We start from the raw sequence: 26984 nt of genomic DNA on the forward strand, positions 1-26984 counted from the left end.
AAGGAAGTCCGGCGACATGGGCGTTTTCGACAACCTCAAGGACAAGGCCACCGGCGCGGTCGACGACCACGGCGACAAGGTCAGCGACGGGCTCGACAAGGCCGGTGACATGGCCAACGAGCGGACCGGCGGCGAGCACGGCGACAAGATCGACCAGGGCACGGACTTCGCCAAGGACAAGCTCGACGGGCTGGACGGTCAGGACGACGACATCCAGTAGGGAAAGCCACCTCTCGGACGGGCCGCGGGCGTTCAGCTCGCGGCCCGTCCGCGGGTCCGGGCAAGATCAGGACAGCAACGGCCGCATGAACGACCGGTCGTAGCGCAGCACGCAGCCGGACTCGTCGCGGATCCGGTCCGCGGCGACGAAGTCGGGGTCGACACCGAAGAGCTTCCGGTACTCCTCGTACGCCGCCAGGCTCGGGAAGCTGAACAGGGCGAGTGCCTTGTCCGACGCGCCTTCCGAGGGTAAGAAGTAGCCGTGATGGGTCCCGCCGTGGCGGTTGACCAGCTCGATCCAGCGCTGCGCGAACTCCTCGAAGGCGGCGACCTTCGCCGGGTCGATGACGTACTCGACAACACAGGTGATCATGGGCGCACAGTACTGAAGGAGACCCGATGACGCCCTCCGACGACGCCCTGCGCGACCTGCTCACCACCGAGCGCGCCCGTACGGCGGAACGCGTGAACGCGCTCTCCCGCGATCTCGAGGTGATCGTCGAGGCGTCCCGGCTGGTGTCGACCGACGACGAGCACGATCCCGAGGGGGCGACGATCGCGTTCGAGCGGTCGCAGACCGGGACGTTCCTGGAGGACGCCCGCCGGCGGCTGGACGAGCTGGACGGCGCGTTGGAGCGGTTGGAGGCCGGCGGGTACGGCGTGTGCGCGAACTGTGGGCGCCCGATCGCGATCGAGCGGCTCCGGGCCCGGCCGACGGCGACCACGTGCATCGAGTGCGCGACGTGACCGCCGCGCCGCTCGGGCCTAGAAACGGTCCGCGTCGCGAACCGCTGGACGCGCGCAGCAAGCCGCTCACCGACGTACTGGGTCTCCCGGCCCCGCCCCGGTGACTTTGAGCACCGGCCAGCCAGAAATTCGCCGTTCGGGCGGCTGAGCGGTGCTCAAAGTTGGCCTCAGATCGGCAGCGGCTCGTAGTTCGCGCCGAACGGCGCGTCCGGCCGGGCGAACTCCCCCATCAGCGCGCGCCGCAGCGGTGTGGTGCGCTCGAGGAACTCGGGGTCGTTGCCGAAGCGGTCGGCGGCGCGGACCCAGGGCGGGCTGTACACGTAGTGCGTGGTGAAGCGGTCGTAGTCGCCGTCGTGGCGGAAGGTCCGGTGCCAGACGCCGTTGTGGAAGACCAGAGCGGCTCCGGCCTCGGCACAGATGACATGGCCGATCGAGATGTCGCCCTTGCTCTCACGGATCGAATCGGGCAGAGCGACGCGCGAGCGGTGACTGCCGGGGATCAGCTCCATGTTGCCCATGCCCGGCACCGTCTGGTCGGTGAGCAGGTACGACACGCGCAGCTGGAGCAGCGGCACCGGGTAGCCGAGGTCCTTGAAGTCGAAGGCCGACGATCCGTCCTGGTGCCAGCCACCGTTGCCGGCGTGCGCGGGTTGCATGGTGTTCCATCCGGCCTGCAGCACGAATCGATCGCCGAGCAGCCCCTGCACCTTCGGAAGCACGTCCGGATGGTCGATCAGCCGCTCGAGCACCGGCTCGCTCTCGTAGGTCCGGCCGATCTGCCCGAACTCGCGGTCCCGGCTCTCGTGCAGCCGCTGCGAAACGTCGTAGGCCTCGGCGGCCTCCTCCTTGGTCAGGACGCCGGGGATGACGAAGTACCCCCACGACTCGAAGATGAAGCGGTCGGTCTCGGTCAGCTGACCCTTGCCGACGACGGGCTCGAGCATCAGTCGGTCCTCTCTTCACGGATCGGAAAAGGATTTCCCAGCTCCAAGCTTGCCCGTACGACGCCGCCCGCGCGACCTGAGCGCCGACCACCGAGACGGTGACCCGGCGCCCAGGTGGGACCGTCAGCCGGTGACGGTCAGCGTGTACCGCGTGGTCCCCGTCTTCCCGTCCGCCGACCGCGCGGTGAGCGTGATCGGGTAGCTCCCGGCCGGCGTCTGGAAGTTCGTGAAGAACCAGACGTTGCTCGACCCGTTCTGCCCGATCGTCGGCGGGTTGAAGAACACCTGCGTCCCGGCCGGCGCCCCGGTCGCGGTCAGCGTCAGGTTGCCCGTGCCACCAGCGGCCTTGACGGTCGTCTGCGCCAACTGACCCCGGGCGACCGATCCGCTGGACGGCGTAGCAGTGACCTGTACGTCGCCGGCCGGCGGCTGACCGCCCTCGACGGTCAGCGTGAGCGTTGCCGTCGACGTCTTGCCGGCCGCGTTCGTGCCGCTGACCGTGACCGAGTAGCTGCCCGCGGCCGCCGTACCGGCTTCCAGCGTGAGCTTGGCGGCTGCGCCGGTGCTGATCGACGGGGGCTGGAAGGTTGCCGACGCCCCCGAAGGCAGGCCGGACGCGGTCAGGTTGACGTTCTCGGCACCGCCCTGCCCCGCCGTACTGGTCACCGTGGTCGAGATGTACTTGCCGTTAGCAACCTTCACCGCGCTCGGCTGGACGCCGATCCGGAAGTCGGCCTGCGGCGGCGCGTCGCCGACCTGCTGCTTGACCCAGTCGCCCATCTCGTTGGTCAGCCGCCCGTACACGCTGTACCAGCGGAAGTCCGACCGGCTCCAGGACGCGACGCCGATGACCTTGCCTTGGACGATCAGCGGACCGCCGCTGTCGCCGGGCAGGATCGTCGTGCGGCCGTCGGCGTACCCGGCGCAGACCATCGTCGCGGGCTTGAACCCGGCGCCGACCCCGTTGCAGACCTGTGCCCCGTCGACCACCGGCAGCGTGGCCTTGTCGAGCGTGACGTCGCGGGTGGTGTCGTCGAAGTCCTTCTTGCCGTACCCGAAGCCGAGCCCGCTACCGCCCGGCCGCTCCAGCCCGGCGTCGGCCGAGGTCGCGAACTGGGCGTACCGACCACCGGCGACCGGGATGTCGGTGGCGGTCGTGACCACCGCGACGTCGTACCCCTGGTCGAAGTTCACGTACTTCGGGTGCTTCTTGTAGTCGACCACCGCGACCCGCGTCCCGCCGCCGGCGTTCAGGTCGTCGAGCCCGTACAGGAAGCTCTTCTCGCCCGCCGCGTCGGCGCAGTGCGCGGCGATCAGGATCTTGCGCGGGGCAATCACCGCGCCGGTGCAGGTCTGGCCCTGCGGTCGCGTCCCACCCGCGCGCAAGCCGGCGATGATGGCGGGAAACTCGCTCACGGTCGCGTCCTGCCCGTTGTAGAACGCCGCCCCCGCACCACGCCGAGCCGGTACGACGTCGCCCTCGTAGCTGAGCGCGCTGGGCTGGAAGTTGATCGACCAGCCGTCGAGCGTGCCGGTGTCGAAGCGGTAGACGTCCTTGACCTGCAGCTTCCAGGTGCCGTTGCGCGTCTCCCCCGACGTGTTGACGGTGAAGGTCTGGTGCAACCCGTCGGCCGAGCCGACGCCGCCGGGACGACGCAGGTTCAGTACGGCGCCCGACGGCGCGACCAGGTCGACCTGGAGATCGCCGGTGTAGGTGTGGTTGATGTCCACCTTGACGCTGGTCGAGCTGGTGCCGTTTCCGTCGCAACCGGTGATCGTGGTCGCCGTCGACACGGCCGCGCCGGCGTCCGGGACGACCGCGTCCTCGGTGCTCGTACCGCCCGCGCAGGTCGGCGGTTCGGGGTCGCCGCTGCCGATGAAGGTCGTGTTCAGCAGCTTGTTCGGCGAACCGCTGCCCGGGTTCTTGACCACGTTCGGCGTCGCGTTGCCGGTCAGCGCCGACGCCACTGCGGCCGGGGTCGCGCCCGGGTTGCCGGCCAGGTACAGCGCGGCCGCGCCGCTGACGTGCGGGGTGGCCATCGACGTACCGCTGATCGAGTTGGTCCCGCCGTTGTTCCAGGTCGAGGTGATCCCCGAGCCGGGCGCGAACAGGTCCAGGCACGAGCCGAGGTTGGAGAAGCTGGACCGGTTGTCCTGGTTGTCGGTCGAGCCGACGGTGATCGCCTCCGGCGTCCGGGCCGGAGTGGTGTTGCAGGCGTTGGCGCCGTTGTCGTTGCCGGCAGCAACCGAGAACGTGACGCCGGCCGCGACCGCACGCCGGACCGCGTCGTCGACCGACGAGTTCGCCTCACCGCCGAGGCTCGTGTTCGCGACGGCGGGCTTCTTGGCGTTCTTCGCCACCCAGTCGATGCCGCCGATCACCTGCGACCACTCGCCCTGCCCCTGGCAGTTGAGCACCCGGACACCGACCAGCGCGACTCCCTTGGCCACGCCATACGTCGTGCTGCCGACCGTCCCGGCAACGTGGGTGCCGTGACCGTTGCAGTCCTGGGCGACGGCGTCGTTGTCGATGAAGTCGTAGCCGTCGGTCGCCCGGCCGCCGAAGTCGGAGTGCGTCTTGTAGATCCCGGTGTCGACGATGTACGCCGTGACGTTCGAGGCCTTCGTCGGGTAGGTGTAGGACTGGTCGAGCGGCAGCTTGGCCTGGTCGATCCGGTCCAGGCCCCAGGTGGGGTTGCGCTGGGTCTCGACGGCCTTGGCGACGCCGTCCTGCTCGACGTACTTCACGTCGGGATCCGCTGCGAGGCGGAGTGCCTCGGCCTCGGACAGCTGGGCGGAGAAGCCGCGCAGCGCGGTGGTGTAGGTGAGCTTCACCCGGCCGCCGTACCGGGTGGCGAGCGTCGACGCGGTGCTGCGGGCGCCGTCCTTCAGCACGACGATGTACTGGCCGCGGATCGTGCCCGGCGCTCCCGCGCCGCGGATCGAGGGACTCGGGGTTTCGGGCGCAACAGCGGCGCCGGCGGTGGGTGGGCCGAGCAGCGCCAGGCCGAGGCACGCGATCGCACCGTAGGCGCCGTGGCGCACAGACAGATGGGCGGTCATGTCATCTCCGTTCGTTCCCCCGGGCGGCGGGCGGCCGCCGGGGCGCGGCCGCCGGGGACGAGAGGGGCGGGGCGACCGGTCCGGACACTGTTGCCCGCGGCCCGCAGCGGAACAATCCGGGCGGCACTAGGTAGGGGTACGCGACTTTTGGACACGCGCGGCCGGTTTCCCCTTCCGGCGCGGGGGTCTAGGCTCACCTCCACCTGGACGGGGAGCTGCCCATGGCCCGCGCGGTCGATCGGTTGGTCCGAACGAGTTCACCGGTGCTGGTCGGCCGGGAGGCCGAGCTGCGCCTGCTCAGCGGCACGGTCGGCCGGGGCGCGTCGGTCGCGCTGATCGAGGGCGAGGCCGGGATCGGCAAGAGCCGCCTGGTCCGTGAGCTGCTGCAGCAGCCGGAAGTCACCGCGTTGCACCGGATGATCGGCTACTGCCAGCCGCTGCGCGAACCGTTCCCGTACGGCGCGGTGATCGAGGCCTTGAGAAACTTCCCGGAGCGCACAGAGAGCGCTTTCTCGCCGCTCACCGGCGTACTCCGGCCGCTGCTGCCGGAGCTCGCCGACCGGTTCCCGCCGGCGCTCAAGCCTGCCGGTGATCCGGCCACCGAGCGGCACCAGGTCTTCCGTGCGATCCGCGAACTGCTCGCAGCGGCCGGCCCGGCGTTGCTGGTGATCGAGGACCTGCACTGGGCCGACGACGGGTCGCGCCAGTTGCTGCGCTTCTTGATGACCGACCCGCCGGACAACCTCTCCGTCGTGGTCACCTACCGCCGCGAGGACCTGACCACCGGCCCCCCGCTCGGTACGGCGTACCGGCCGCCGGTCGGGCTGCCCAACGCGATCATCGCCCTCGAACCGTTGGACGTCGCCGGCGTCCGGGCGCTGACCGCCGCGATCCTCGGCGCGGAGACGATCGGAACCGACCTGGCCACGCTGCTCCACCAGCGGACCGCGGGCATCCCGTTCGTGGTCGAGGAAGCGGTGCGGACTCTCCCGCAGCCGATCGACGGCCGGACGACGCGTCGGCTGCTTGACCACGTGGAGGTGCCGGCGCTGCTCCGGGACGCGATGGCCGAGCGCCTGGCGAGCCTCGCCCCACAGGCCCGAGCCGTCAGCTGCGCGACCGCGGTGCTCGGCGTACCGATCACGACCGAGTTGCTCGGCGGGATCACCGAGCTGCCGCCCGATCGCGTCGAGAGAGCGCTCACCGAAGCGCTCTCGGCCGGCGTACTGCGGGAGTCTGGCGACGGGCGGTACGCGTACCGGAACGCGCTCGGCCGGCAGGCCGTGTACGACAGCCTCCCGGGTCCGCGCAGACAGGGCCTGCACCGCCGGATCGCCGATCTGCTCGCCACCGCGCATCCCCAGCCGCAGCTGCAGTTGGCCGAGCACAGCCGGCGCGCCGGGCGGACCGAGGACTGGCGCCGGTACGCCGAGTCCGCCGCGGACCGCGGGACCGAGATCGGCGACACCGCGACCGCGACCCGGTTGCTCCAGCGCCTGCTCGCGGAGCCGGACCTGCCCAGCACCGCGGTCGACCGGCTCGCCGCCAAGCTCGGCTTGGCGGCGTACACGGGGCTTGATCAGCAGGACCCGATGGACACGCTGCGCCGCCTGCTCACCGACCACCGCCTCTCCCCCGCCGTACGAGGTGAAGTCCGCCTGTACGCCGGCCTGCTGCTGATCCGTGCCGACGGCGGAGTCGCCGCCGGACGCGCCGAGATCGAGCGCGCGATCCCGGACCTCGGCGCCCGTCCCGACCTGGTGACCAAGGGCGTCGCGGTCCTCGCGCAACCGTGGCTCGGCACCGCGTCGCTCGATCAGACTCGGCGTTGGTCCGTGCGGGCCGACGCAGGCCTGCGCACGACCACGGATCTCGTCCTCACCACGTCGCTGCAGGCCAACCTGCTGGCATCGCGGCTGCACACCGGTGACGGGCGGGTCTGGGAGGAGTTCGCCGTACTGAACAAGCCGAGCGAAGACCCGGCCGAGCAGCGCCAGCTCGCCCGGCTGCACTGCAACCTGGCCGATGCCTGCGCGGCGATCGGGAATCTGGCGACGGCCGGTGAGCTGCTGCGGAGTGGGATGCAGTTCGCGACGGACTCAGGGGCGCCCTTCGTCGTCAGTACGGCGCGATCGACGCAGGCGCGGATCGACTGGATCACCGGGCAGTGGGCGGGCCTGGACGAGCGGGCCGGGCAGTTGCTCGACGAGTACCGGGACCTGTTCCCGGTGACCAGCGAGGTGTCGCTCGCACTGGCCGGGCTGGCGGTGGCGCGCGGTGAGTGGACTGAGGCGGAGGAACATCTGGCCGCGACCGGCGTACCCAATCCGCCGGATGCGATCGCGCCGGTGGCGCTGAGCGGGTTCGCGTTGCAGACCTGGATGGAGCTCACCCGCGGCCACCTCCCCGCCGCGTTGGACTCGGCCGGCCGTGGGCTGAAACTCCTTCGCCGCAAGCAGGTCTGGGCCTGGGCCGGCGAGATCACGCCGGCCGCGGTGGCCGCGCTGCTCGCCGACGGGCAGCGCGACGAGGCGCAGCGGGTGCTGGACGAGCTGGATCTCGAGGTCGACGGGTTGGACGCGCCACTGAGCCTGATCGCGGTGCAGTGCGTGCGTGCCCAACTGGCCGAGGCCGCGGGTGAGCACGAGGCGGCGATCGCGCTCTATCGCGGGACTCAGCGCCAGTACGCCGAACTGCTGGCGCCGTACTTCGCCGCGTTGGTCGCGGAGCGTGCGGCGCACTGCGAGCTGGTGCTGGACGAGTCGGCCGGGTTGGCAGCGCTCGCAACGGTGGCCGACTCCTTCGATCAGCTCGGAGCGACGTACGACGCCGCTCGCTGCCGGCACGAGTTGCGCGGCCGGGGCGCGACGGCGCCGTCGCGGCGAGGGCGCAAGGGCTACGGCACGGAACTGTCGCCGCGCGAGCGGGAGGTCGCGCGACTCCTCGGCAGCGGGCACACGAACCGGGAGATCGCCGAGGTGCTGTTCCTCTCGCCGCGCACGGTCGAGCAACACGTCGCGAAGGTGCTGCGCAAGCTCGGCGTCAGTTCGCGCGCCGAGCTTGCGCGCTGATCCCCTACCCCACGCGCAGCTTCACCACCCGGCTCGCGCCGGCCGCGCCTCGGACGTCCACGGTGATCTCCACGCCCCGCGGCGTACGGCGGGTGGTCACACCTTCGTCGGCCTGGACCACCCGCGCTCCCGGCAGGTCCGCCCGGAGGCTGATCGTGGTCGCCAGTTGGGTCGGGTCGGAGAGCGCGATCTCGATGTCTCGGCCGCGCTGCCGCTGGATGACGGACAGCGGATGACCGGCGAACAGGTTGCCGACGTGGCCGGGACGCCAGAAGTTGGCGAGGGTCAGGCCGGAGTGTGCGACCGCCTGGACGTCCGCCGTGTTCGCCAGCACACGGAGTGCGGACGAGCGCGCGAGCTGCTGCGTTCGCTCGACGCTCGCTCCTGGAGCAACGAGATAGGCGTACGACGCGTTGGCGGGATCGACGCCGTGGTCGAACCACAGCGTGAGGTACCGACGAGTGATGGGGGTCGGTGAACCACCGGTGTTGATGTCCCGCCAGGAGCCCGTCCGCGCTTCCCGCAACGCGCGCACCGTCGTCGCAGCGCCCGGAGAAGAGAGGAACACGTAACCGGCGACGCCTTCCACGTGGGCCCAACGCACTCGGGCGACATCGGCGGTGTCGCCCAGAGCGGGGACCTTCAGAGCGCCGTCGACGACCAGTTTGTTGGTGCCACCGGCGTGCAGGTTGCGGTTCTCGATCACCGTCTCGACCGCGTGCCCGCTGGTCCCCGTGATTCCGGCGCCGAGGGCAACGACGTACTCGTCGAAGCAGAACCAGGACTTCCGGGCGCGCATCGGCGACGAAGGCGCTTCGAGGTCCTGGCCGACAGCGGCGTAGCCGGCCAGCGTCGAGCCGCCGACCCAGGTCGCGGTGGCAGGCCGGGCGGCACCCCACTCCCCACCGGCCTTCGGCGGCAAGGGCAGCTTGTCGACGGTGGTGCCGGGCAGCCGATAGCGGTCGACCGTCGGCCAGAACGCGTCGGCGTACTGGCCGTTGTCGCGGTCGTACAGGTACGTCATGCCCGAGCCGGTGTGGTAGCCGTGGTCGTTCTCGCCGTTGCCGGCTTCGTAGTACGCGATCCGCCGGCTCGCCATCGAGATCGCGTACGCCCAGCCGCCGCGCCGGTGGATCGACCGGTCCATGCTCGCGAACAGCGTGTGCCCGTCGGGCTCGGCCGCGGGCGTGACCCCGGCCAGCGACTTCACCAGCGCCACCCGCGGGATCGTTGCCCCGGTCAACATGTTCCCGTACGTGTCCCGGCGTACCCAGCCGGCCACCGCCGACCGCCAGCGCGCGGCCAGTGCCGCGTCGACGCCACCGGCGAGCCTGAGGATGGCTTCGGCGGCGGTGTACCCGTCGTCGTGGTCGGACGCGTTCGAGCGCGACACCGCCCGCCCGCGCACGAAGTCCGTCATCCGCAGGTCGTGCACCACCGGCAGGTACGCCTTCGCGACCGAGTCGAACAGGATCTGCCGCTTGGGGTCCGTCACCTCCCACGGCGATCCGGCCAGGAGAGCGAGCAGCTTGCCGATCCCGCTGAGCAGGACGTGCCCGTACGTTCCGGTGTAGGCGACCCACGTGTGCTGCACGAACGAGCCGTCGCGGTAGAACCCGTCGCCGGTCGTCACGTACTGCCAGGTGTCGCTCAGGCCGTCGCGCGCGTGCACCAGCTTGGCCTCGTCGTCGGTGACCAGCGCGCGGACGATGATCGCCTGGCACAGGTCGACGCGGTTCGCTCCGGTCGAGAGAGCGCGGCGCGCGGGCGGAAACATGTAATACGGGTCGGGGACGAAGTGGTCGATCGCGGCGCAGTAGCGGTCCCGCGCCTCGGCCGGGATCTCGTCGTACAGCAGGACCATCGTCGACGCGAGCGGCCGCGTCGCGCCGATCTCCCACGACCACCAGTTGCCGAACTCAACGGTTCCCGCCTGGTAGATCAGCGTGTTCATCGACTCCAGAGCCGCCAGTACGTCGGCCAGCAGCGCCGGCGCCTGGTGGTACGCCGAGCCGGGCGTCGACCAGGCGGTCGCCATCTGCTCGAGCCGGACGTAGGTGTTCGCGACGGACGGGTCGGCGGTCAGCGGCTGGTCCGTGAAGACGAGCGTGCGCGTCGTGGACCGGTCGAGCTTGGTGAGCGAGGACGCGACGGCGGCGTCGATCCGGCCGAGGGCGGCCTTGAAGTCCGGGTCGGCGGGGTCGATCACGTCCCGGCCGGTGAGGTCGGCGGCCCACTTGGCGCGCAGCGCGGCGAAGTCGGCGGGCGCCGCGGCGGAGGCGGTGGGCAGGTTGAGCGTCGTGGCCGCGGCGGCCGCGGTCGAGAGGGTCAGGAAGGTCCGGCGTCGCACAGTGTCTCCTCGGGGTCGGCGGGATCACTGTCGACCGAGTCTGGCCCTGGTCATACTCTTTGGCAAGAGATTCATTCTAATGACTTTGCCGCAAGCCACCGCTAGGCTCTGCTCCGTGAGCACAGAGCCGGTCGCGCGCGGGCAGAAGGCGCGTCATCTCGCCGACGAACTACGCCGCGGCATCGCCGGGCTGCGATGGCCGGGCGGGAAGCTGCCGACCGAGCAGCAACTGGCCGACGAGCAGGGCGTCAGTCTCAACACCGTACGGCGCGCGGTCGACCTGCTCGTCCAGGACGGGCTGGTCTACCGGCGGCAGGGCTCGGGCATGTACATCGCCGACCAGGTCGTCGGGCCGCTGGTCGGCGTCGCCGTACCGTCGATGACCTACTACTACCCGCGCATCATCGTCGGCATCGAGCGCGAGCTCGCCGAGCACGGCGGCCAGATGATGCTCCGCAGCACGGAGTGGGACAAGACCGAGGAGGAGCGCGCCGTCGAGGCCCTGATCGGCGCCGGCGTCGCCGGGCTGATCGTCGCACCGGACCAACCCGGTGGAGGAAGCGCGGCCGGGGAGCTCGGTCTGCCGGTGGTGCTGGTCGAGCGTGGTCTCGAAGACCCGGCGACCGTGCACGAGTTCGTCGGCTCCAACCACGCGGCCGGGGCGCGGGCTGCCGTCAACCACCTGAAAAGCCTGGGGCACACGAGGATCGGCTACCTCGAGCGGACCGGCCCGCACACCGCGCCCCAGGTTCGCGCGGGACTCGAGAACGACGTGGTGATGACCAGGGCCGCCGACAGGTGGACCAGCGCGGACGCCGATCGCTTCCTGGAGGATCTGCTCGGAGAGCGCGTCACCGGCGTGATCTGCTTCGCCGACCGGGAAGCGAACCTCCTGCTCACCGCAGCGCTCGCCCGCGGGATCGAGGTCCCCGAGCAGCTGTCGGTGATCAGCTACGACGACGAGGTCGCCGACCTGTCCGACGTACCGCTCACCGCCGTGTCCCCCGCCAAGTCCGAGGTCGGCCGGCTCGCGGTCAACGTCCTCCGTGCACGACTGAAGGACCCCGAAGCACCGCGGCAACAGATCTCGCTGGTTCCGCGACTGATCGTTCGCGAGTCCACCGGACCCGCGCCGGACTAGGAGTTGACCCGCGCCGGTTCGGTCGCCGAGTCGCGCACGATCAACTGGGTCGCCAGCTCCACGTGGTGCGAGTCGACCTTCTCCCCCGCCGCCAGCTGCAACGCCGTACGCAGCGCCACCGCACCCATCTCCCGGATCGGCTGCCGCACGGTCGTCAACTGCGGCGAAGCCAGCCGCGCGACCTGGGTGTCGTCGAACCCGACCACACTCAGATCCTCAGGCACCCGCAGCCCGCGCGCCCGCGCCGCCTCCATCGCGCCCAGCGCAACCTCGTCGCTCCCGGCGAAGATCGCCGTCGGCGGATCCGGCAGGTCGAGCAGCGCGGCCCCACCCGCCAGCCCGTCGTCGTACAAGAACTCCCGCATCCACACGTAGTCCTTCGGCACCGGCGCCCCGGCGGCCTCCATCGCGCCGCGATACCCGTTCATCCGCGCCTGGTTGCAGCCCGACGTCGGCGGCCCACCCAGGTAGGCGATCCGCCGGTGCCCGAGCGACAGCAGATGCTGCGTCGCCGCCATCCCGCCGGCGAAGTTCGTCGACCCGACGCTCGTGACATCAGGCTGTACGACGTTCATCGGGTCGACCACGACCAGCGGCAGCCGGGCCCGCGAGAGCGCGGCCACGTCGGCGGCAGTCAGCTCGGAGGTGATCCCGATCGCCGCGCGCCGCCCGTTGCCGGTCAGCTCCCGGATCCACGGCGCGGCCCGGCCGGGTGTCGAGGACGACCGCCCCTGCGCCCGGTGCGGGTGCGCGCTGACCACCACGTCGACGTCAGCCGCCTGACCGGCCTCGACCACGCCCTGGATCACCTCGACCGAGTAGCTGTTGAGGACGCCCTGGTAGAACAGCTCGACGGCGGCGCGCTCGACGACGGGCTCCGGCCGGCGGCCGACGTACTCGTGCTCACGCAGGATCGCCTGGACCCGCGCACGGGTCGACTCCGACACGTCGCTGCGTCCGTTGAGCACCTTGGAGACCGTCGCGACCGACACCCCGGCGGACGCCGCGACGGTGGCCAACGTGACCCGGCCTCTCAACGACGGCACCTGCTCACTCTCCTCCTGCTGCGCTGACGGGCGTCAGGCCGACGGGGGTCACCATCGTACGATCGTGCCCCACCACCCGAGTCGCCCCCGTGATCCGCACCGTACCCCGCGCGGGCAGGTCGATCGAGGAAGTTCCCGCGAGCAGCTCGATGTCGCCCGCCTCCACGATCCGGCGCAGGTCGGGTCCCGTGTACGCCGTCCGGTCGGCGTCGACGCCGAACGCCACGTCGACGGCCGCGCCCGGTTCCAGCGACACCCGCGCGAACCCGATCAGCAGCTTCAGCGGCCGCGCGACCTGCGCCACGACGTCGTGCAGGTAGAGCTGCACGACCTCGTCACCGGCCCGCTCGCCGGTGTTCCGCACCCGCACCGTCGCGGTGAACTCGCCGTCGGTCGGGATCTCGGTCTCGCTCAGCCGCAGCCCCCCGACCTCGAAGGTCGTGTACGACGCCCCGAACCCGAACGGGTACAGCGGCACGGTCTCCAGCCCGCTGATCCCAGCGCTCTCCGCACTCCCGAGCGCCGGCTGCAGGTACGTACCGGGCTGCCCACCGACGTGCCGCGGGATCTGCACCGGCAGCTTGCCGCCCGGCACCACCCGTCCGCTGAGTACTCCCGCGATCGCCGCGCCGCCTTCCTGGCCGGGCATGAACGCCTGGACCAGTCCGGCGACCCGATCCGCGACCTCGCCCAACGCGTAGGGGCGACCGGAGACGACCACCAGCACCACCGGGGTACCGGTGTCGAGCAGCTCCTTCACCAACTCCTCCTGCACACCCGGCAGGCGCAGGTCCTCGGCGTCGCACCCTTCACCGGACGATCCGTGCCCGAACAGACCGGACAGGTCGCCGACGTACGCGACGCACAGGTCGGCGTCGCGCGCAGCCTCGACCGCCGCGGCGAAGCCGGAGCGGTCGGTGCCGAGCACCGCACACCCCGCTTCGTGAACGACCTCGACGTCCGGCAGTTCGTTGCGCAGGGCATCAATTGCCGACGGCACCTCGATGCCGAGGGGACGGTCCGGGTAGCGCGGAAGCACATGGTTGGGGAAGGCGTAGCACCCCATGAACGACTTGGGCTCGCCGGCACACGGGCCGACGGCAGCGATCCGCCGCAACGGCGACCGGCTGCCGTCGGTCCGGTGCTCGTCGAGCAGCGGCAACGCCGTACCGGCGTCCAGCAGCACGATCGAGCGCTCGGCGACCGCGCGCGCCAGTTCACGATTCTCGGGCGAGTTCAGGTCGACCGGCCGGACCGAGTCCTCCGGAGTCCACTCGGCATCGAGCAGCCCGAGCTTCACCTTCTGCTCCAGCAACCGTCGCGCGGCGCGATCGACCAGGTCCTCCGGCAGCTCACCGGACTCGACCAGCTTGACCAGTCCGTCCCCGAAGCCGATCGTGTCCGGCAGCTCGACGTCGGTGCCCGCGGTCAGCGCGAGCGCGCCCGCGGCATCGGTGTCCGCGGCGACCCGGTGCATCGTGGCCAGGAAGGGAACGGCCCAGTAGTCCGAGACGACCGTCCCGTCGAAACCCCACTCGTCCCGCAGCAGCTGCGTGAACAGCCACGGGTCCGCACCCGCCGGCAGCCCGTCGAGATCGGAGTACGACGTCATCACCGACCCCGCGCCGCCGATCGCGATCGCGGCCTCGAACGTCGGCAGCACGATGTCGAGCAGCTCGCGCCGCCCGATCGAGACCGGTCCGTGGTTGCGTCCGGCCCGCGACGCCGAGTACCCGGCGAAATGCTTGAGCGTGGCAACCACTCCGGAGCTCTGCAGCCCCTGGACGTACGCCGTACCGACCATCGCCACCAGGTAGGGATCCTCGCCGATGGTCTCCTCGACGCGGCCCCACCGGTAGTCGCGCACGACGTCGAGTACCGGCGACAAGCCCTGGTGCACACCGGACGCGGCCAGGTCACGCCCGATCGCGCCGGCCATCCGCTCCACCAGCGCGGGATCGAACGTCGCACCCCAGGCCAGCGCCGTCGGGTAGACGGTCGCGCCGTACGTCGTGAAGCCGGTCAGGCACTCCTCGTGGACCAGCGCCGGTACGCCGAGCCGCGATCCCGCGAGCACGATCTTGTGCTGGCGGACCACCTCGGCGACGCCCTCCTCGACGGTCAGCGGAACGCTGCCCCAGATGCGCGTGAGGTGGCCGAGCCCGTTCCGGCTCGCCTCCTCCAGCGAGATCGAGCCGCCCTGGGCGAACACGTCCTGCATCGGCGCGACGTTCAGCGTGTCCTCGCCCAGCGGTTCCTCGCTCTCCGAAGCCGCCATGTCGTTGCCGATCCAGCGGCTGCCGAGCTGCGCGACCTTCTCCGGCAGCGTCATCGCGTCCAGCAGCAGCCCGGCCCGCTCCTCCACCGTGAGCGACGTGTCCAGCCACGGCCGATCGTCTCGAGCTGCCACGAAAGTCTCCTTCTTGATCGATCAAAGTCACCGGCTGATATCGAAACATTTCGGTTCTTCTATCGCCATGTATCGCTAACAGTGCAGCCTGAAAGTCGAAAGTTTCAAGACCTTGACAGCAACATCACCGAAACCTACGTTACGAAACACAGTCTTAACCGCCGTGAAGTCTTCGCGGCCAGGATTTCGGAGATCAGGGTGGATCCCATGACGACTTCTCGGCGCACGTTCCTCCGTCTGACCGGTGCCGGTGCCGTCGCGGCCGGTCTGGCCGCCTGCGGCACATCCGGTCCACAGAGCTCGGGCAGCTCGACCGGTGGAAGCAGCACGGCCGCGGGCACGACGACGTACTGGTACCTCACCGGCCAGCCGCAGCAAGGCATTCGGGCCGCGCAGGTCAAGCGGTTCAACGAGGCGAACTCGGGCACGCAGATCAAGACCAACGAGTTCCAGAACGACGCGTTCAAGCAGAAGATCAAGACCGCGATCGGCGCCGGCCAGGGCCCGACGCTGATCTGGGGCTGGGGCGGCGGTGGCCTGAAGAGCTACGTCGACGCCAACCAGGTCGAGGACCTGACCAGCTGGTTCGGCCAGAACGCCGAGCTGAAGAGCTCGATCTTCCCGGCCGCGTTCGGCGCCGCGACCGTCGGCGGCAAGATCTACGCGATGCCGGTCGAGGCCACCACGCCGATCGTCCTGTTCTACAACAAGAGGGTGTTCGAGCGGGTCGGGGCCGAACCGCCGAAGTCGTGGGGCGACATCATGGAGCTCGTCCCCAAGTTCAACGAGGCCAAGGTCGCGCCGTTCTCGCTCGGTGGCCAGTCGCGCTGGACCAACATGATGTGGCTGGAGTTCCTGTACGACCGGATCGGCGGCAGCGAGGTGTTCCAGAACATCTTCGACGGCAAGGCCGGCGCCTGGTCCGACCCCTCGTCGATCAAGGCGCTGGAGGAGGTCCAGAAGCTGGTCAAGGCGAACGGGTTCATCAAGGGCTTCTCCTCGATCACCGCCGACTCCAACGCCGACCAGGCCCTGCTCTACACCGGCAAGGCCGCGATGATGCTGCACGGCGCCTGGACCTACGGCGGCATGAAGGCCGACGGCGGTGACTTCGTCTCCGGTGGCCACCTGGGCTACATGAACTTCCCGCCGGTCGAGGGCGGCAAGGGTGACCCGAGCAACTCCGTGGGCAACCCGGCGGCGTACCTGTCGATCTCCTCCAAGGCCAGTGACCAGGACAAGGAGACGGCCAAGAAGTTCCTGGCGAACAACACCCTCGACGCCGCCTCGGTCGACGCCTGGGTCGGCGCGGGCAACATCCCGGTGGTCAAGAGCGCCGAGGCCAAGCTGTCGGCGGTGTCGGACCCCAAGGACGCCGAGTGGCTGAAGTTCGTCTACGACACCTCCAGCAAGGCCAAGTACTTCGGGCAGTCGTGGGACCAGGCGCTCAGCCCGACCCAGGCCGAGGCGCTGCTGGACAACATCGCCAAGCTGTTCCAGCTGTCGATCAGCCCGCAGCAGTTCGCCGACAGCATGAACGCGGTGATCGGCAAGTGACGGCGGCCGCTCCCCCGGCTCCTGCGCGGGCCGGTGGACGGACCGGTCCCGGGCAGGTCGGGCGGAGCGGCCCGGTCGCCTGGATGGCCCTGCCCGCCCTGGCGTTCTTCCTGGTCTTCGGCATCGTCCCGCTGGTCGGCGTCCTGGTCCTGAGCTTCACCCAGTGGGACGGCCTCGGCGCGATCAACCCGGCCGGTTTCTCCAACTGGCGCAGCGTTCTGAGCGACCCCGGGCTGCCGCACGCGCTGTTCGTGACGTTCGAGATCATGATCTTGTCGTGGGCCGTGCAGACCCCGTTGAGCCTGCTGCTCGGCGTGTTCCTGGCCGGGCGCCAGCGGTACCGCGCGTTCCTGGCGGTGCTGTACTTCGTTCCGCTGCTGCTCAGCTCGGCCGCGATCGCGATCACCTACAAGGCGTTGCTCGACCCGAACTTCGGGCTCGGCGCCGGCCTGCACATCGGTTTCCTCACCCAGGACTGGCTGGGCCGGGACGGTCTCGCGCTCGGCGTCGTGATCTTCGTGGTGTCGTGGCAGTTCATCCCGTTCCACTCCCTGATCTACCAAGGCGGCGTCCGGCAGATCCCGACCACGATGTACGAGGCGGCCTCGATCGACGGCGCCGGCCGGGTGCGGCAGTTCTTCAGCATCACGCTGCCGCAGCTCAAGTACACGATCATCACGTCGTCGACGCTGATGGTGGTCGGGTCGCTGACGTTCTTCGACCTGATCTTCGTGCTCACCGCGGGTGGCCCAGGGGACGCCACCAGGGTGCTGGCACTCGACATGTACAAGCGGGGATTCCAGGCCAACCTGATGGGACCGGCCAGCGTCATCGCCGTCCTGCTGGTGCTGATCGGACTCGCGCTGGCCCTGATCCTGCGCCGCCTCGGCGGCAGCACGACGGCCAGCCAGCAGGAAGGTGCGTGAGATGGCAGTGGCGACCAGCGCCCAGGCGAGGACCGGCCACCAGGTTCGCGGCGGTACGTCGTACGGGCGCAAGCTGCTCCGGCTGAACTGGCTCGGCGGTGCGGCGGGCTGGCTGTGGCTGGGCATCGTGATCGTGCCGATCTACTGGATCGTGGTCTCGTCGTTCAAGGACCAGAGCCTGTTCTTCAGCCAGAACCCGTTCGCACTGCCGTCCGAGCCCACCCTGGGCAACTACCGGATGGTCATCGAGTCCGATTTCCCGCGGTACTTCCTGAACAGCGTGATCATCACGGCCGGGACGATCATCCCGGCGGTGACGATCGCGTTCATGGCGTCGTACGCGATCATCCGCGGCGCCGGCAGCCGGTTCCTGGCCGGGGTCAACGGGTTGTTCCTGATGGGCCTGGCGATCCCGCTGCAGGCGACGATCATCCCGGTCTACCTGCTGATCATCAAGATGCACCTGTACGACAGCCTGCTGGCGATCATCCTGCCGTCGATCGCGTTCTCGATCCCGCTGTCGGTGCTGGTGCTGACCAACTTCATCCGCGACGTGCCCAAGGAGCTGTTCGAGTCGATGCGGGTCGACGGCGCCAGCGAGTGGGGCATGCTGCGCAGCCTGGCGCTGCCGCTGACCCGGCCCGCGCTGGTCACGGTCAGCATCTACAACGGCCTCGGCGTCTGGAACGGCTTCCTGCTGCCCCTGATCCTGACCCAGAGCCCCGACAAGCGCCCCCTCCCCCTGGCGCTGTGGACCTTCCAGGGCCAGTACTCCGTCAACGTCCCGGCGGTCCTGGCGTCGGTCGTCCTGACAACGTTGCCTATCGTGATCCTGTACGCGATCGGCCGCCGGCAGCTGCTCAGCGGGCTCACCGCGGGCTTCAGCCGCTGACCACCACTCTTCCCCCTCGAGAGGATCTTCCATGACAGACGCCGACTACACGCCCACCCGTGAGGACAAGTTCTCCTTCGGTCTGTGGACGGTCGGCTGGCAGGGCGTCGACGTGTTCGGCGGCGAGGTGCGCCCGGTGCTGGACCCGGCCGAAGCGGTGCACAAGCTGAGCGAGCTCGGTGCCTACGGCATCACCTTCCACGACAACGACGTCTTCCCGTTCGGCAGTACGGCGGCCGAACGCGACGCGCACCTGAAGCCGTTCCGGGCCGCGCTGGAGGAGACCGGGCTCAAGGTCCCGATGGTGACCACGAACCTGTTCTCGCACCCGGTCTTCCGCGACGGCGGGTTCACCAACAACGACCGCGACGTCCGCCGGTACGCAATCCGCAAGACCGCCGACCAGCTGGACCTCGCCGCCGAGCTGGGCGCGGAGACCTTCGTCGCCTGGGGCGGTCGCGAGGGTGCGGAGTCGGGTGCGGCCAAGGACGTCCGGGCGGCGCTCGACCGGTACAAGGAAGCCTTCGACATCCTCGGCTCCTACGCGATCGAGCAGGGCTACGACATCCGCTTCGCGATCGAGCCGAAGCCGAACGAGCCGCGCGGCGACATCCTGCTGCCGACGATCGGGCACGCGCTGGCGTTCATCGAGTCGCTGGAGCACTCCGAGCGGGTCGGCCTCAACCCCGAGGTCGGTCACGAGGAGATGGCCGGGCTGAACTACGCGCACGGCATCGCGCAGGCGCTGTGGCACGGCAAGCTCTTCCACGCGGACCTGAACGGCCAGAACGGTCCCCGCTACGACCAGGACCTGCGCTTCGGCGCCGGCAACGCGCGCGGCGCGTTCTGGACGGTCGACGTACTGGAGAACGGCGGGTACGACGGGCCGCGGCACTTCGACTTCAAGCCGCCGCGCACCGAGGACATGGACGGCGTCTGGGCGTCGGCGGCCGGGTGCATGCGCAACTACCTGATCCTGCGCGCGAAGGTCCGGGCCTTCCGCAACGATCCCGAGGTCCAGCAGGCGCTGCTCGACGCGCGCCTCGACCAGCTCGCCCAGCCGACGCTGGCCGCCGGTGAGAACCTCGCGACGCTGCGCGCCGAGGACTTCGACCCCGAGGAGGCCGGCCGTCGCGGCATGGCCTTCGAGCAGCTCGACCAGCTCGCGATCGAGCACCTGTACGGCACTCGGTCCTGACCCGACAACTGGACCGAGTGCCGAGGTGGTGCAGGCAGCCTGTCCTGCCTGCACCACCTCGTTCGTTCCGCTAGGCGTGCTTCCTGCGGTAGAGCACCAGCGTGTACGCGCCGAGCAGGACCACTCCGCCGCCGGCCGCGACCTGCACGACCGGGAAGTTCGACTCGGCGGTCGCCGCGTTGACGTCGTATCCGCCCGCGGTGCCGTTGGCGTCGTACGCGCTCCCCGGCTGCTTGTCGGCGTACCGGGCGGTGACCTTGTCCTGGTACGCCGCGAGCGAGATCGGCCGGCTGCCGATCGCCTCGGTGGCCGACGCGTTCAGCGCGCGGACCTGATCACCGGACAGCGCGTACCAGGCGCTGATCTGCGGCTCGGTGAAGAGCTTGGCGCCCTTCGCCGCGCCGGCCATCCGCGCCTCCGTGTTGCCGCTGGCAACGTTCACCGCCTGCCACGCGCCGGACCGGTCGGGCACCGTGTAGACGGTCATCGCGGCCCCACCCTTCGACGCCGTCGTCGCGACGTACCAGAGCGACGCCACCTCGCCTGACTTCCCGGCCACGAAGTCGGGGTTCAGCGCGTACACCGGTACGGCGTCCTGCTGGACGACCGTGCCCGCCTTCGCCGCGGCCTGCGGCAGCCGCTGCGCCGCCTTCGCGATCAGTTGGCCGGCCTGCGCCGAGTGCGCCGCGGCCTTGGCCGCTGCGAGGTCCGGTCCAGGCGCTGCGGCTCCCGCCGAACCGGCTGCTGTTGCCGCGAGCAGTAGACCGCCGACCAGTCCACCTACCCATCGAAGCTTCCTCATGCTCAGGCTCCGATCCGGTAGAGGGAGTGGGTCCACTGGAACTGCGAGTTGTTCAGGTACCAGTTGTAGGTCGAGGTGTTGTAGCGCGGGTCCGCGCCCCACGGGTTGTAGTACTCGATCGTGGAGTTCGACGCGTCGTACCCGATGATGTCCATCATGTGACCGCCGCCGGCCTTCCAGCCGATCCGCGTCATCACCGGGCGGTAGGCGTTGACCTCGGTCTGCAGGGTGCCGAAGCTCAGCGTGCCGCTGATGTAGCTGCCCTGGCTGATCCCGATGCTGCGGAACGCGCGCTGGTCGTTGGCCAGCGTGGCCTGGTCGTTCGGGCAGGCGGCGTTCATGCTGTAGCCGAACGCCAGGTTGCAGAACTGGTTCTGCGAGTAGTTCTTGCCGTAGTACCTGGCGATGCTGTTGCCGGTGGCGGCCCAGCACCAGTTCGACTTCTCCTGGGCCTGGCCGGTCACGTTCAGGTAGAAGCTGGCGGCGACCTGCTGGGCGACGGGAGCGACCGGCGCCGGCGCGGCCGTCGCGGCGATCGGGACGAGCGGTGCCAACCCGATGATCGTTGCCACGAGCCATGACCAGGGGCGGTTCGTGCTGACCCTCCTCATGGGGCCTCCTTCTGTGGGGCGGGGTGAGGGCACTCATCGTGAGCACCCGCTCACACCGTCGCAAGCAGTCGGCCGCGGCCGTCGTCCACGGTGTGAACGCGCTCTCCGGGGTGAACACCATCCTGCGGGGTGCTGCCGTCGCCGCCTGTGAACGTTTACACTTCCTGGCCAGGAGGGTCGGACCGGATGCAGACGCGCTTTCACGTGCCGGACATCGGACCGGAGACGCCGTTCGCGGACGCGCTCCGGATCGCGATCGCGGACCGCGGCCTCGCCCTGAACCGGATCCAGGCCCGGCTGGCCGAACGCGGACTGCACGTCGGGATCGCGACGCTGAGCACCTGGCAGAGCGGCCGGCGACTCCCCCGCGCCACGTCATCGGCCGTCGTGACGGCGCTGGAGGAACTGCTCGAGCTGCCGACCGGCTGGCTCGCCGTACGGATTCCGCCCGCGCGTCCGGAGACCGCCGTCAGCCACCGGCCGTACGCCGTGGTCGACTACGCGGCGACGCTGACGCGACTGCTGGACGTCGTCCGGGGTGATGCTCACGGGAGGCTGCGCAGCGTCACGGTGGTCGAGGAGATTGTCATCGGCCCGGACCGCAGCCTGCGGTCGAAGCGCGTCGTACAGACGCTGGTCGCGGTCAAGGAGGTCGACCGCCAGATCGTCGTCCACCAAGGTGAACCCGGCTGCGACGTCACGCTGATCACGCCGAACGGGCTGACCGGTTGCCGGACCGGTCGCGTCGCGCGCGACCCCGAGGCGGGCGCGATCCTCGGCGAGCTGCTGCTCGACCGCACGCTGCATCCCGGCGACACCGCCGTCGTGCACTACGAGATCGACGACCGCAGCCGGATGCCGTCGACGCAGTACTACCGGTTCCACGAGTGGCCCGGGACGCATCACGTGCTCGAGGTCCAGTTCCACCGCGACGCGATGCCGGTCCGCGTCACCGAGTTCCGGCGCCGGCACTCCAGCGGGCCTGACCTGGTGCACCAGGACCTGATGATGAGCCCCGACGGGCGCGTGCACGTCGTCGCGCCGACGACGGATGCCGGGCTGATCGGCATCGCCTGGGAGTGGGACTAGGACGTCGGCCTTCGCCGTCGTTCTCGCGTGCTCTCCCGTCACTTCTTCCCTCCCCCGTTCTCAATTCCTTGCCTCCCGCGTTAGCCCGCGCTTGTTTTTAGTCCGCGTCTGCAAGTATTGTCGACGCCGGTAACAGTCGTACTGATTCATGGAGGCACAGTCATGCCGCTCGCTCTGCTCGCGCTGGCCATCGGCGCGTTCGGGATCGGCACCACCGAGTTCGTCATCGCCGGGCTGCTGCCGGAGGTCGCGACCGAGTTCGACGTCTCGATCCCCGCGGCCGGCTGGCTGATCACCGGGTACGCGCTGAGCGTTGCCGTCGGCGCGCTGCCGATGACCGCCCTGGGCAACCGGATGCGCCGCAAGCAACTCTTGCTGCTGCTGATGGCGATCTTCGTCGCGGGCAACATCCTGTCCGCGGTGGCGCCGTCGTACGGCGTGATGATGGCCGGCCGGATCGTCACCGCGCTGTGCCACGGCGCGTTCTTCGGCGTCGGCGCCGTGGTCGCCTCCGACCTGGTCAAGCCGGAGAAGAAGGCGAGCGCGATCGCGCTGATGTTCACCGGGCTGACCGTCGCGAACGTGCTCGGCGTCCCGCTGGGCACCTTCATCGGCCAGGGGCTGGGCTGGCGCGCGACGTTCTGGGTGGTCGCCGGGCTCGGCGTGCTGGGCCTGATCGGGATCGCGGCGCTGGTGCCCGAGATCGCGCGTCCCGCGGGCGGGAACCTGCGCGCGGAGCTCGCCGTGTTCCGCAGCCCCAAGGTCTGGCTCGCGGTCGGTACGACGGTGCTCGGGTTCGGCGGCGTCTTCGCGTCGTTCACCTACATCGCGCCGATGATGACGCAGGACGCGGGCCTGCCGGAGAGCGCGATCTCGTGGTTGCTGGTGCTGTTCGGAATCGGCATGGTCTTCGGCAACCTGCTCGGCGGACGCTTCGCCGACCGCGCGTTGATGCCGACGCTCTACACGTCGCTGGGCGCGCTCACGCTGATCCTGGTGGTCTTCGGGTTCACCGCGCACTGGGCGGTGCCCGCGATCATCACGCTGTTCCTGCTCGGCGGGTTCGCGTTCTCGACGACGCCCCCGCTGCAGCTCCGCACGCTGGCCAGTGCGTCGTCCGCGCCGACGGTCGCGTCGGCGGTCAACATCGGCGCCTTCAACCTGGGCAACGCGCTGGCCGCTTGGCTCGGCGGCCTGGTGATCGCGGCTGGGTACGGGTACGCGGCAACCAACTGGGCGGGCGCCGCGATGGCTGCCGGGGCGTTGGTGCTGGCGCTGATCTCGGGCGCACTCGACCGCCGGCACGCGCCTGAACTCGTCGCTGCCTAGATCCTTTGCCCGGCGAGGTCGACCCAGTAGTCGGCCTCGCCGGCCGGGAAGTGCCGGATCGCCCAGTCCACCATCCGCAAACTCATGTGCGCCCAGGCGGCCCGCAGTACGTCGTACGGCAGCTCGTCCAGGATCTGATCGAGCCGCTTGCTGATCGGCCCCCGGACGCCGAACCGCAGCGTCACCAGATCGAACCCGCGGTGCCCACGCCCGGCGCCGTCCCAGTCGATCACGCCGGTGAGCTTTCCGTTGGTGTGCAGCAGATTCCCGGGATGGAAGTCGACGTGCACGGCGTCGTCACCCGCGAGCGTCTCCAGCTCCACTGCGGCGATCCGCCCCTCCAACGCCGCCGTCCGCGCGTCGCGCTGCCTCAGCGGCTCGTGCAGACAGAAGCCTGGTCCGTCGGCCTGCAGATACAGCGGCAACGACGGCACCGTCGACCCCGCCAACCGGCCGGCCTGCAGCGCGTTGAGGTCGAGCACCTGATCGAGCAACTCGTCCGTGAGCTGCTCGACAGTTGCCCCCGGCATCAACTCCTGCACGGTCACCACCGCCGTACCGACCTGCACCGCCAACTCGGTCCGCGGCGCCGGATACCCCGCGGCCCGCAGTACGTCGACCACCGCCAGCGGCCCGCGCTCCAGATCCTCCAGCCGAGTCCCCGGCCGCCACTTCAGCACCGACCGATGCCCGTCCTCCCACCGCACGAACGCGGCTCCGACCTCACCCCCACCGCACGGACCCTCGACAACCAGCTTCACCCCGGCGAGCCGGTCGATCTCCCCCGCCGCCCACTCCGCATCCAGCCGCTGAACACGCTGCCACTCGCGCCCCTGATCGCTCACCCACCGATCATCCCCCGAAGCCCCTCCACCCCGCCCACTTTGAGCACCGGCCAGCCGTCCTGACACCCGAAAACCGGCTGAGCCGTGCTCAAAGTCGTGGCTGGGCGGGCGATTGGGGGTAGTCCGTCGGGCTACAAGCGGATCGACTTCTTGTTCATGAACTCCTCGATGCCCGCAGGCCCCAGCTCCCGGCCCATGCCGGAGCGTTTGATGCCGCCGAACGGCAGGTCGGCCTGGGAGCCGCCGGCGCTGTTCAGGTAGACCATGCCGGCCTCGAGCTGCCGCGCGACCCGGGTGTTGCGTTCGCGGTCGGTGCCCCAGACGCTGGCGCCCAGCCCGAACGGCGAGTCGTTCGCGATCGCGATCGCTTCCTCCTCGGTCTCGGCCTTGAAGACCAGCACCACCGGGCCGAAGATCTCGTCGCGGTAGGCGTCCATGTCCGGCGTGACGTCGGTCAGCACGGTCGCCTCCAGGTACGCGCCCGGGCCGGTCCGGTGCCCGCCGGTGCGCAGCGTCGCGCCCTGCTCGATCGCCGTGGCGACCTGTTCGGCGACCTCGTCGGCGGCCGCGACCGACGCCAGCGGCGGCAGCGTCGTCTTCGGGTCCGAAGGATCGCCCGCGACGTAGTACTCGGAGACCCGCTTGGTCAGCTTGTCGACGAACTCGTCGTACAGGTCGGCCAGCACGATCATCCGTTTCGGCGCGTTGCAGGACTGGCCGCAGTTGCGCATCCGGGCCGTCGCGGTCGCCTTGACGGTCTCGTCGAGGTCGTCGGTGTCGAGCACGATCAGCGGGTCGGACCCGCCGAGCTCGAGCACGGTCTTCTTCAAGTTCTTGCCCGCCTCGGCCGCCACCGAGATCCCGGCCGCCTCGCTGCCGGTCAGCGAGACGCCGACGATCCGCGGGTCGGCCAGGATCCACGGCACCTGCCGGCTGGAGGCGAACACGTTGACGTAGGCGTCGTCCGGTACGCCGGCGTCGTACAGGATCTGCTCGATCGCGACCGACGCGCGCGGGCAGATCGACGCGTGCTTGAGCAGGATGGTGTTGCCGAGCACCAGGTTGGGCGCGACGAAGCGGGCCACCTGGTAGACCGGGAAGTTCCACGGCATCACGCCGAGCAGCGCGCCGATCGGCTCCTTGGTGATCACCGCCTGGCCGCCCTTGATCGGCAGCGGCTCGTCGGCGAGCAGCGCCGGGCCCTGCTCCGCGTAGTACTTGAAGATGTCGACGACGATGCCGACCTCACCGCGGCCCTCGTTGATCCGTTTGCCCATCTCCAGCGTCATGATCGCCGCCAGTTCGTCCGCCCGCTCGGCGAACAGCTCCGCGGCCCGGGCGACGATCGCCGCCCGCTCGGCCACCGGCCGCCGCCGCCAGGCCGAGAACCCGGCGTGCACCCGCCCGATCGCGGCCCGGACCTGCTCGTCGCTGGCGTTCTCGATCTCCTCGACCAGTTCACCCGTCGCCGGGTCTGTGACTGAGTACATGGGAACGAGTCCTCCGTTCTCTACGACAGTGCGCAAGAGCACAGGCTAGTAGGCAATCTACATACTGTATACACGCATCTCATCTATGACCTGTGTCCCCTGCGAGGTTCGGCCACTCCCTCTACGCTGGGACATACTGACTCTGAGTGACGGGAGGCGGGTGGATGGCTCCGGCAGGTACGTTCCGAACGCTCGTCACACTGCGCGCCAAAGCCGGCGAGCTCGCCGCCCTCGGCCGTGCTCAGGAGCTGTCCCGAGTTCAGCCGTTGCTCTCACTCGACCACGACGGGACCGCCTCGACGGAGTACCTGCTCCACCGTGCGGTCGCTACGGCGCGGCACCTTCACACGATCGGTTGCTTGGTCATGCTCGACGCAGCCGGACTGTCGAACGCGCCGGAGATCACCGGCGGAGCCGCTGGCGCGCTGGGCGAACTTGCCGACCGCCTCAGCTTTCCGGCCGACCTCTTCCAGTCACCAGTGCCGTTCGTCCCCGTCGTTCACCTCGACGCACCGGACGGGCAGCTGGCTCAGATCGCCCGCCTGGCCGACGAGCTCGGCGCCGGGTACGCCGTACGGGTCACCACGCCCGACCGCCACTCGTTCGCCGAGCAACTGCCTCGACTTCGCGGCACCCCGGCGGACATCGACCTGATCCTCGACCTCGCCTACGTCAGCAACGCCGACAACAGGCTGGCCGACCTGGCGAGCGAACTTCTGGACGTTGCGCGCAGTCAGGCGACGTTCCGTTCGATGACCCTGCTCAGTGGTTCGATCCCGAAGGCTCTGGCGCAGACCGACCAGTGGGAGCAGCCGCGCTACGAGGAGTTGCTCTGGGGCGCCGTCGCCAGGGCCGGACTGAGCGAGGTCCGCCTCGGGGACTACGGCGTCGTTCATCCGGTCGTCGAACCGGGCCTACGCAGAAGCAAGCACCTCAGCGTCAAGTACACGTGCGGTGGCCACTGGCTGTACCTCCGGGAACGGATGCTCGAGCCGGACGAGGAGAGTTCCCGCGCCCGCACGCTACGAGTGGTCAGTCGGCACCTGGTTTCGTCCAGCAGCTTCGCCGGCCCTCACTACTCATGGGGCGACCAACAGTTCGTCGAGGCCGCGACCAATGGCGGGTCGGGATTGGGATCCACGTCCAAGCCGGTTGCCTTCGCGACGTCTCACCACCTGTCCTACCTCGCTAACTGGGCGGCCTGAGCAAGACAGGGGAAAACCGTCGGATCACTCCTGTTCGCAGCCGCGTCGA

21 protein-coding genes are annotated in these 26984 nt (G+C 69.9%); 11 read left to right on the forward strand and 10 right to left on the reverse strand.

Going from position 1 to position 26984, the window contains the following annotated elements; genetic code table 11:
* The first annotated feature begins 16 nt into the window (after positions 1 to 16).
* Positions 17 to 220: an antitoxin gene (locus ABD235_RS11905; protein ID WP_344173091.1), complete on the forward strand. Its 204-nt coding sequence runs from the start codon at positions 17 to 19 to the stop codon at positions 218 to 220.
* A 66-nt stretch (positions 221 to 286) separates the two neighbouring features.
* Here the strand turns inward: ABD235_RS11905 and ABD235_RS11910 are convergent, their stop codons facing one another.
* On the reverse strand, positions 287 to 592 hold the full coding sequence (locus tag ABD235_RS11910; protein ID WP_344173093.1) for an NIPSNAP family protein: 306 nt from the start codon (positions 590 to 592) through the stop codon (positions 287 to 289).
* 26 nt (positions 593 to 618) lie between these two features.
* Here ABD235_RS11910 and ABD235_RS11915 point away from each other — a divergent pair, with 26 nt between their 5' ends.
* The gene (locus tag ABD235_RS11915) at positions 619 to 966 is read left to right on the forward strand and encodes a TraR/DksA family transcriptional regulator (protein WP_344173096.1); all 348 of its coding nucleotides are present in this window, start codon (positions 619 to 621) and stop codon (positions 964 to 966) included.
* A 167-nt stretch (positions 967 to 1133) separates the two neighbouring features.
* Here the strand turns inward: ABD235_RS11915 and ABD235_RS11920 are convergent, their stop codons facing one another.
* Positions 1134 to 1910: a phytanoyl-CoA dioxygenase family protein gene (locus ABD235_RS11920; RefSeq protein ID WP_344173099.1), complete on the reverse strand. Its 777-nt coding sequence runs from the start codon at positions 1908 to 1910 to the stop codon at positions 1134 to 1136.
* Positions 1911 to 2033: 123 nt separating this feature from the next.
* Positions 2034 to 4973 (reverse strand): S8 family serine peptidase, encoded by a 2940-nt coding sequence (locus tag ABD235_RS11925; RefSeq protein ID WP_344173101.1) that lies wholly within the window; start codon positions 4971 to 4973, stop codon positions 2034 to 2036.
* A 221-nt stretch (positions 4974 to 5194) separates the two neighbouring features.
* On the opposite strand from ABD235_RS11925, the gene ABD235_RS11930 reads away from it, so the two are divergent.
* Positions 5195 to 8044 (forward strand): helix-turn-helix transcriptional regulator, encoded by a 2850-nt coding sequence (locus ABD235_RS11930; RefSeq protein ID WP_344173103.1) that lies wholly within the window; start codon positions 5195 to 5197, stop codon positions 8042 to 8044.
* A 4-nt stretch (positions 8045 to 8048) separates the two neighbouring features.
* On the opposite strand, the gene ABD235_RS11935 is transcribed toward ABD235_RS11930, so the two are convergent.
* Positions 8049 to 10394 carry a polysaccharide lyase 8 family protein gene (locus ABD235_RS11935; protein ID WP_344173105.1) on the reverse strand — a complete coding sequence of 782 codons (2346 nt, stop codon included), beginning with the start codon at positions 10392 to 10394 and terminating at the stop codon, positions 8049 to 8051.
* A 115-nt stretch (positions 10395 to 10509) separates the two neighbouring features.
* Between ABD235_RS11935 and ABD235_RS11940 the strand changes: the two genes are divergently transcribed.
* Complete coding sequence (locus ABD235_RS11940; protein WP_344173107.1) at positions 10510 to 11535, forward strand: GntR family transcriptional regulator; 1026 nt, start codon at positions 10510 to 10512, stop codon at positions 11533 to 11535.
* On the opposite strand, the gene ABD235_RS11945 is transcribed toward ABD235_RS11940, so the two are convergent.
* Both ABD235_RS11945 and ABD235_RS11950 read right to left on the reverse strand, forming a co-directional pair.
* Complete coding sequence (locus ABD235_RS11945) at positions 11532 to 12581, reverse strand: LacI family DNA-binding transcriptional regulator (RefSeq protein ID WP_344173109.1); 1050 nt, start codon at positions 12579 to 12581, stop codon at positions 11532 to 11534. The two genes, ABD235_RS11940 and ABD235_RS11945, sit on opposite strands and share 4 nt — an antisense overlap.
* 4 nt (positions 12582 to 12585) lie before the next feature.
* The gene (locus tag ABD235_RS11950; RefSeq protein WP_344173111.1) at positions 12586 to 14991 is read right to left on the reverse strand and encodes a beta-glucosidase family protein; all 2406 of its coding nucleotides are present in this window, start codon (positions 14989 to 14991) and stop codon (positions 12586 to 12588) included.
* A 207-nt stretch (positions 14992 to 15198) separates the two neighbouring features.
* Between ABD235_RS11950 and ABD235_RS11955 the strand changes: the two genes are divergently transcribed.
* The 4 genes from ABD235_RS11955 to xylA all read left to right on the forward strand — a co-directional run bounded on the left by ABD235_RS11955 (position 15199) and on the right by xylA (position 19564).
* Entirely contained in the window at positions 15199 to 16548 is a 1350-nt protein-coding gene (locus tag ABD235_RS11955) for an extracellular solute-binding protein (protein WP_344173114.1), read from the forward strand.
* An 83-nt stretch (positions 16549 to 16631) separates the two neighbouring features.
* On the forward strand, positions 16632 to 17474 hold the full coding sequence (locus ABD235_RS11960; protein WP_344173116.1) for a carbohydrate ABC transporter permease: 843 nt from the start codon (positions 16632 to 16634) through the stop codon (positions 17472 to 17474).
* Position 17475: 1 nt separating this feature from the next.
* Positions 17476 to 18366, forward strand: coding sequence for a carbohydrate ABC transporter permease (locus ABD235_RS11965; RefSeq protein ID WP_344173118.1), 891 nt, complete (start codon positions 17476 to 17478; stop codon positions 18364 to 18366).
* Positions 18367 to 18397: 31 nt separating this feature from the next.
* A complete protein-coding gene (gene xylA / locus ABD235_RS11970; RefSeq protein WP_344173120.1) occupies positions 18398 to 19564 on the forward strand; it encodes a xylose isomerase in 1167 nt (388 codons plus the stop codon).
* Between the two features lie 70 nt (positions 19565 to 19634).
* On the opposite strand, the gene ABD235_RS11975 is transcribed toward xylA, so the two are convergent.
* Together ABD235_RS11975 and ABD235_RS11980 are read right to left on the reverse strand one after the other, a co-directional pair.
* The gene (locus tag ABD235_RS11975; protein WP_344173122.1) at positions 19635 to 20366 is read right to left on the reverse strand and encodes a hypothetical protein; all 732 of its coding nucleotides are present in this window, start codon (positions 20364 to 20366) and stop codon (positions 19635 to 19637) included.
* A 2-nt stretch (positions 20367 to 20368) separates the two neighbouring features.
* Positions 20369 to 20977, reverse strand: coding sequence for a papain-like cysteine protease family protein (locus ABD235_RS11980; RefSeq protein ID WP_344173124.1), 609 nt, complete (start codon positions 20975 to 20977; stop codon positions 20369 to 20371).
* 186 nt (positions 20978 to 21163) lie between these two features.
* Between ABD235_RS11980 and ABD235_RS11985 the strand changes: the two genes are divergently transcribed.
* Together ABD235_RS11985 and ABD235_RS11990 are read left to right on the forward strand one after the other, a co-directional pair.
* Positions 21164 to 22066 carry a hypothetical protein gene (locus ABD235_RS11985; RefSeq protein ID WP_344173127.1) on the forward strand — a complete coding sequence of 301 codons (903 nt, stop codon included), beginning with the start codon at positions 21164 to 21166 and terminating at the stop codon, positions 22064 to 22066.
* Positions 22067 to 22228: 162 nt separating this feature from the next.
* A complete protein-coding gene (locus ABD235_RS11990) occupies positions 22229 to 23395 on the forward strand; it encodes an MFS transporter (RefSeq protein WP_344173129.1) in 1167 nt (388 codons plus the stop codon).
* Here ABD235_RS11990 and ABD235_RS11995 read toward each other — a convergent pair.
* Positions 23392 to 24240, reverse strand: a complete 849-nt coding sequence (locus ABD235_RS11995) for a phosphotransferase (RefSeq protein ID WP_344173131.1) — start codon at positions 24238 to 24240, stop codon at positions 23392 to 23394. The two genes, ABD235_RS11990 and ABD235_RS11995, sit on opposite strands and share 4 nt — an antisense overlap.
* A 131-nt stretch (positions 24241 to 24371) precedes the next feature.
* On the reverse strand, positions 24372 to 25730 hold the full coding sequence (locus tag ABD235_RS12000; protein WP_344173133.1) for an NAD-dependent succinate-semialdehyde dehydrogenase: 1359 nt from the start codon (positions 25728 to 25730) through the stop codon (positions 24372 to 24374).
* Positions 25731 to 25894: 164 nt separating this feature from the next.
* On the opposite strand from ABD235_RS12000, the gene ABD235_RS12005 reads away from it, so the two are divergent.
* Positions 25895 to 26935: a beta family protein gene (locus ABD235_RS12005; protein ID WP_344173135.1), complete on the forward strand. Its 1041-nt coding sequence runs from the start codon at positions 25895 to 25897 to the stop codon at positions 26933 to 26935.
* Positions 26936 to 26984: the final 49 nt, after the last annotated feature.

The organism is Kribbella lupini (assembly GCF_039529595.1).
GTDB classification, from domain to species: Bacteria; Actinomycetota; Actinomycetes; order Propionibacteriales; family Kribbellaceae; genus Kribbella; species Kribbella lupini.

Bases quoted from the DNA above. Each gene is read 5' to 3' on its own strand.
- ABD235_RS11905 (WP_344173091.1), top strand. From the start codon at position 17: ATGGGCGTTTTCGACAACCTCAAGGACAAGGCCACCGGCGCGGTCGAC.
- ABD235_RS11910 (WP_344173093.1), bottom strand. From the start codon at position 592: ATGATCACCTGTGTTGTCGAGTACGTCATCGACCCGGCGAAGGTCGCC.
- ABD235_RS11915 (WP_344173096.1), top strand. From the start codon at position 619: ATGACGCCCTCCGACGACGCCCTGCGCGACCTGCTCACCACCGAGCGC.
- ABD235_RS11920 (WP_344173099.1), bottom strand. From the start codon at position 1,910: ATGCTCGAGCCCGTCGTCGGCAAGGGTCAGCTGACCGAGACCGACCGC.
- ABD235_RS11925 (WP_344173101.1), bottom strand. From the start codon at position 4,973: ATGACCGCCCATCTGTCTGTGCGCCACGGCGCCTACGGTGCGATCGCG.
- ABD235_RS11930 (WP_344173103.1), top strand. From the start codon at position 5,195: ATGGCCCGCGCGGTCGATCGGTTGGTCCGAACGAGTTCACCGGTGCTG.
- ABD235_RS11955 (WP_344173114.1), top strand. From the start codon at position 15,199: ATGACGACTTCTCGGCGCACGTTCCTCCGTCTGACCGGTGCCGGTGCC.
- ABD235_RS11960 (WP_344173116.1), top strand. From the start codon at position 16,632: ATGGCCCTGCCCGCCCTGGCGTTCTTCCTGGTCTTCGGCATCGTCCCG.
- ABD235_RS11965 (WP_344173118.1), top strand. From the start codon at position 17,476: ATGGCAGTGGCGACCAGCGCCCAGGCGAGGACCGGCCACCAGGTTCGC.
- xylA (WP_344173120.1), top strand. From the start codon at position 18,398: ATGACAGACGCCGACTACACGCCCACCCGTGAGGACAAGTTCTCCTTC.
- ABD235_RS11975 (WP_344173122.1), bottom strand. From the start codon at position 20,366: ATGAGGAAGCTTCGATGGGTAGGTGGACTGGTCGGCGGTCTACTGCTC.
- ABD235_RS11980 (WP_344173124.1), bottom strand. From the start codon at position 20,977: ATGAGGAGGGTCAGCACGAACCGCCCCTGGTCATGGCTCGTGGCAACG.
- ABD235_RS11985 (WP_344173127.1), top strand. From the start codon at position 21,164: ATGCAGACGCGCTTTCACGTGCCGGACATCGGACCGGAGACGCCGTTC.
- ABD235_RS11990 (WP_344173129.1), top strand. From the start codon at position 22,229: ATGCCGCTCGCTCTGCTCGCGCTGGCCATCGGCGCGTTCGGGATCGGC.
- ABD235_RS12000 (WP_344173133.1), bottom strand. From the start codon at position 25,730: ATGTACTCAGTCACAGACCCGGCGACGGGTGAACTGGTCGAGGAGATC.
- ABD235_RS12005 (WP_344173135.1), top strand. From the start codon at position 25,895: ATGGCTCCGGCAGGTACGTTCCGAACGCTCGTCACACTGCGCGCCAAA.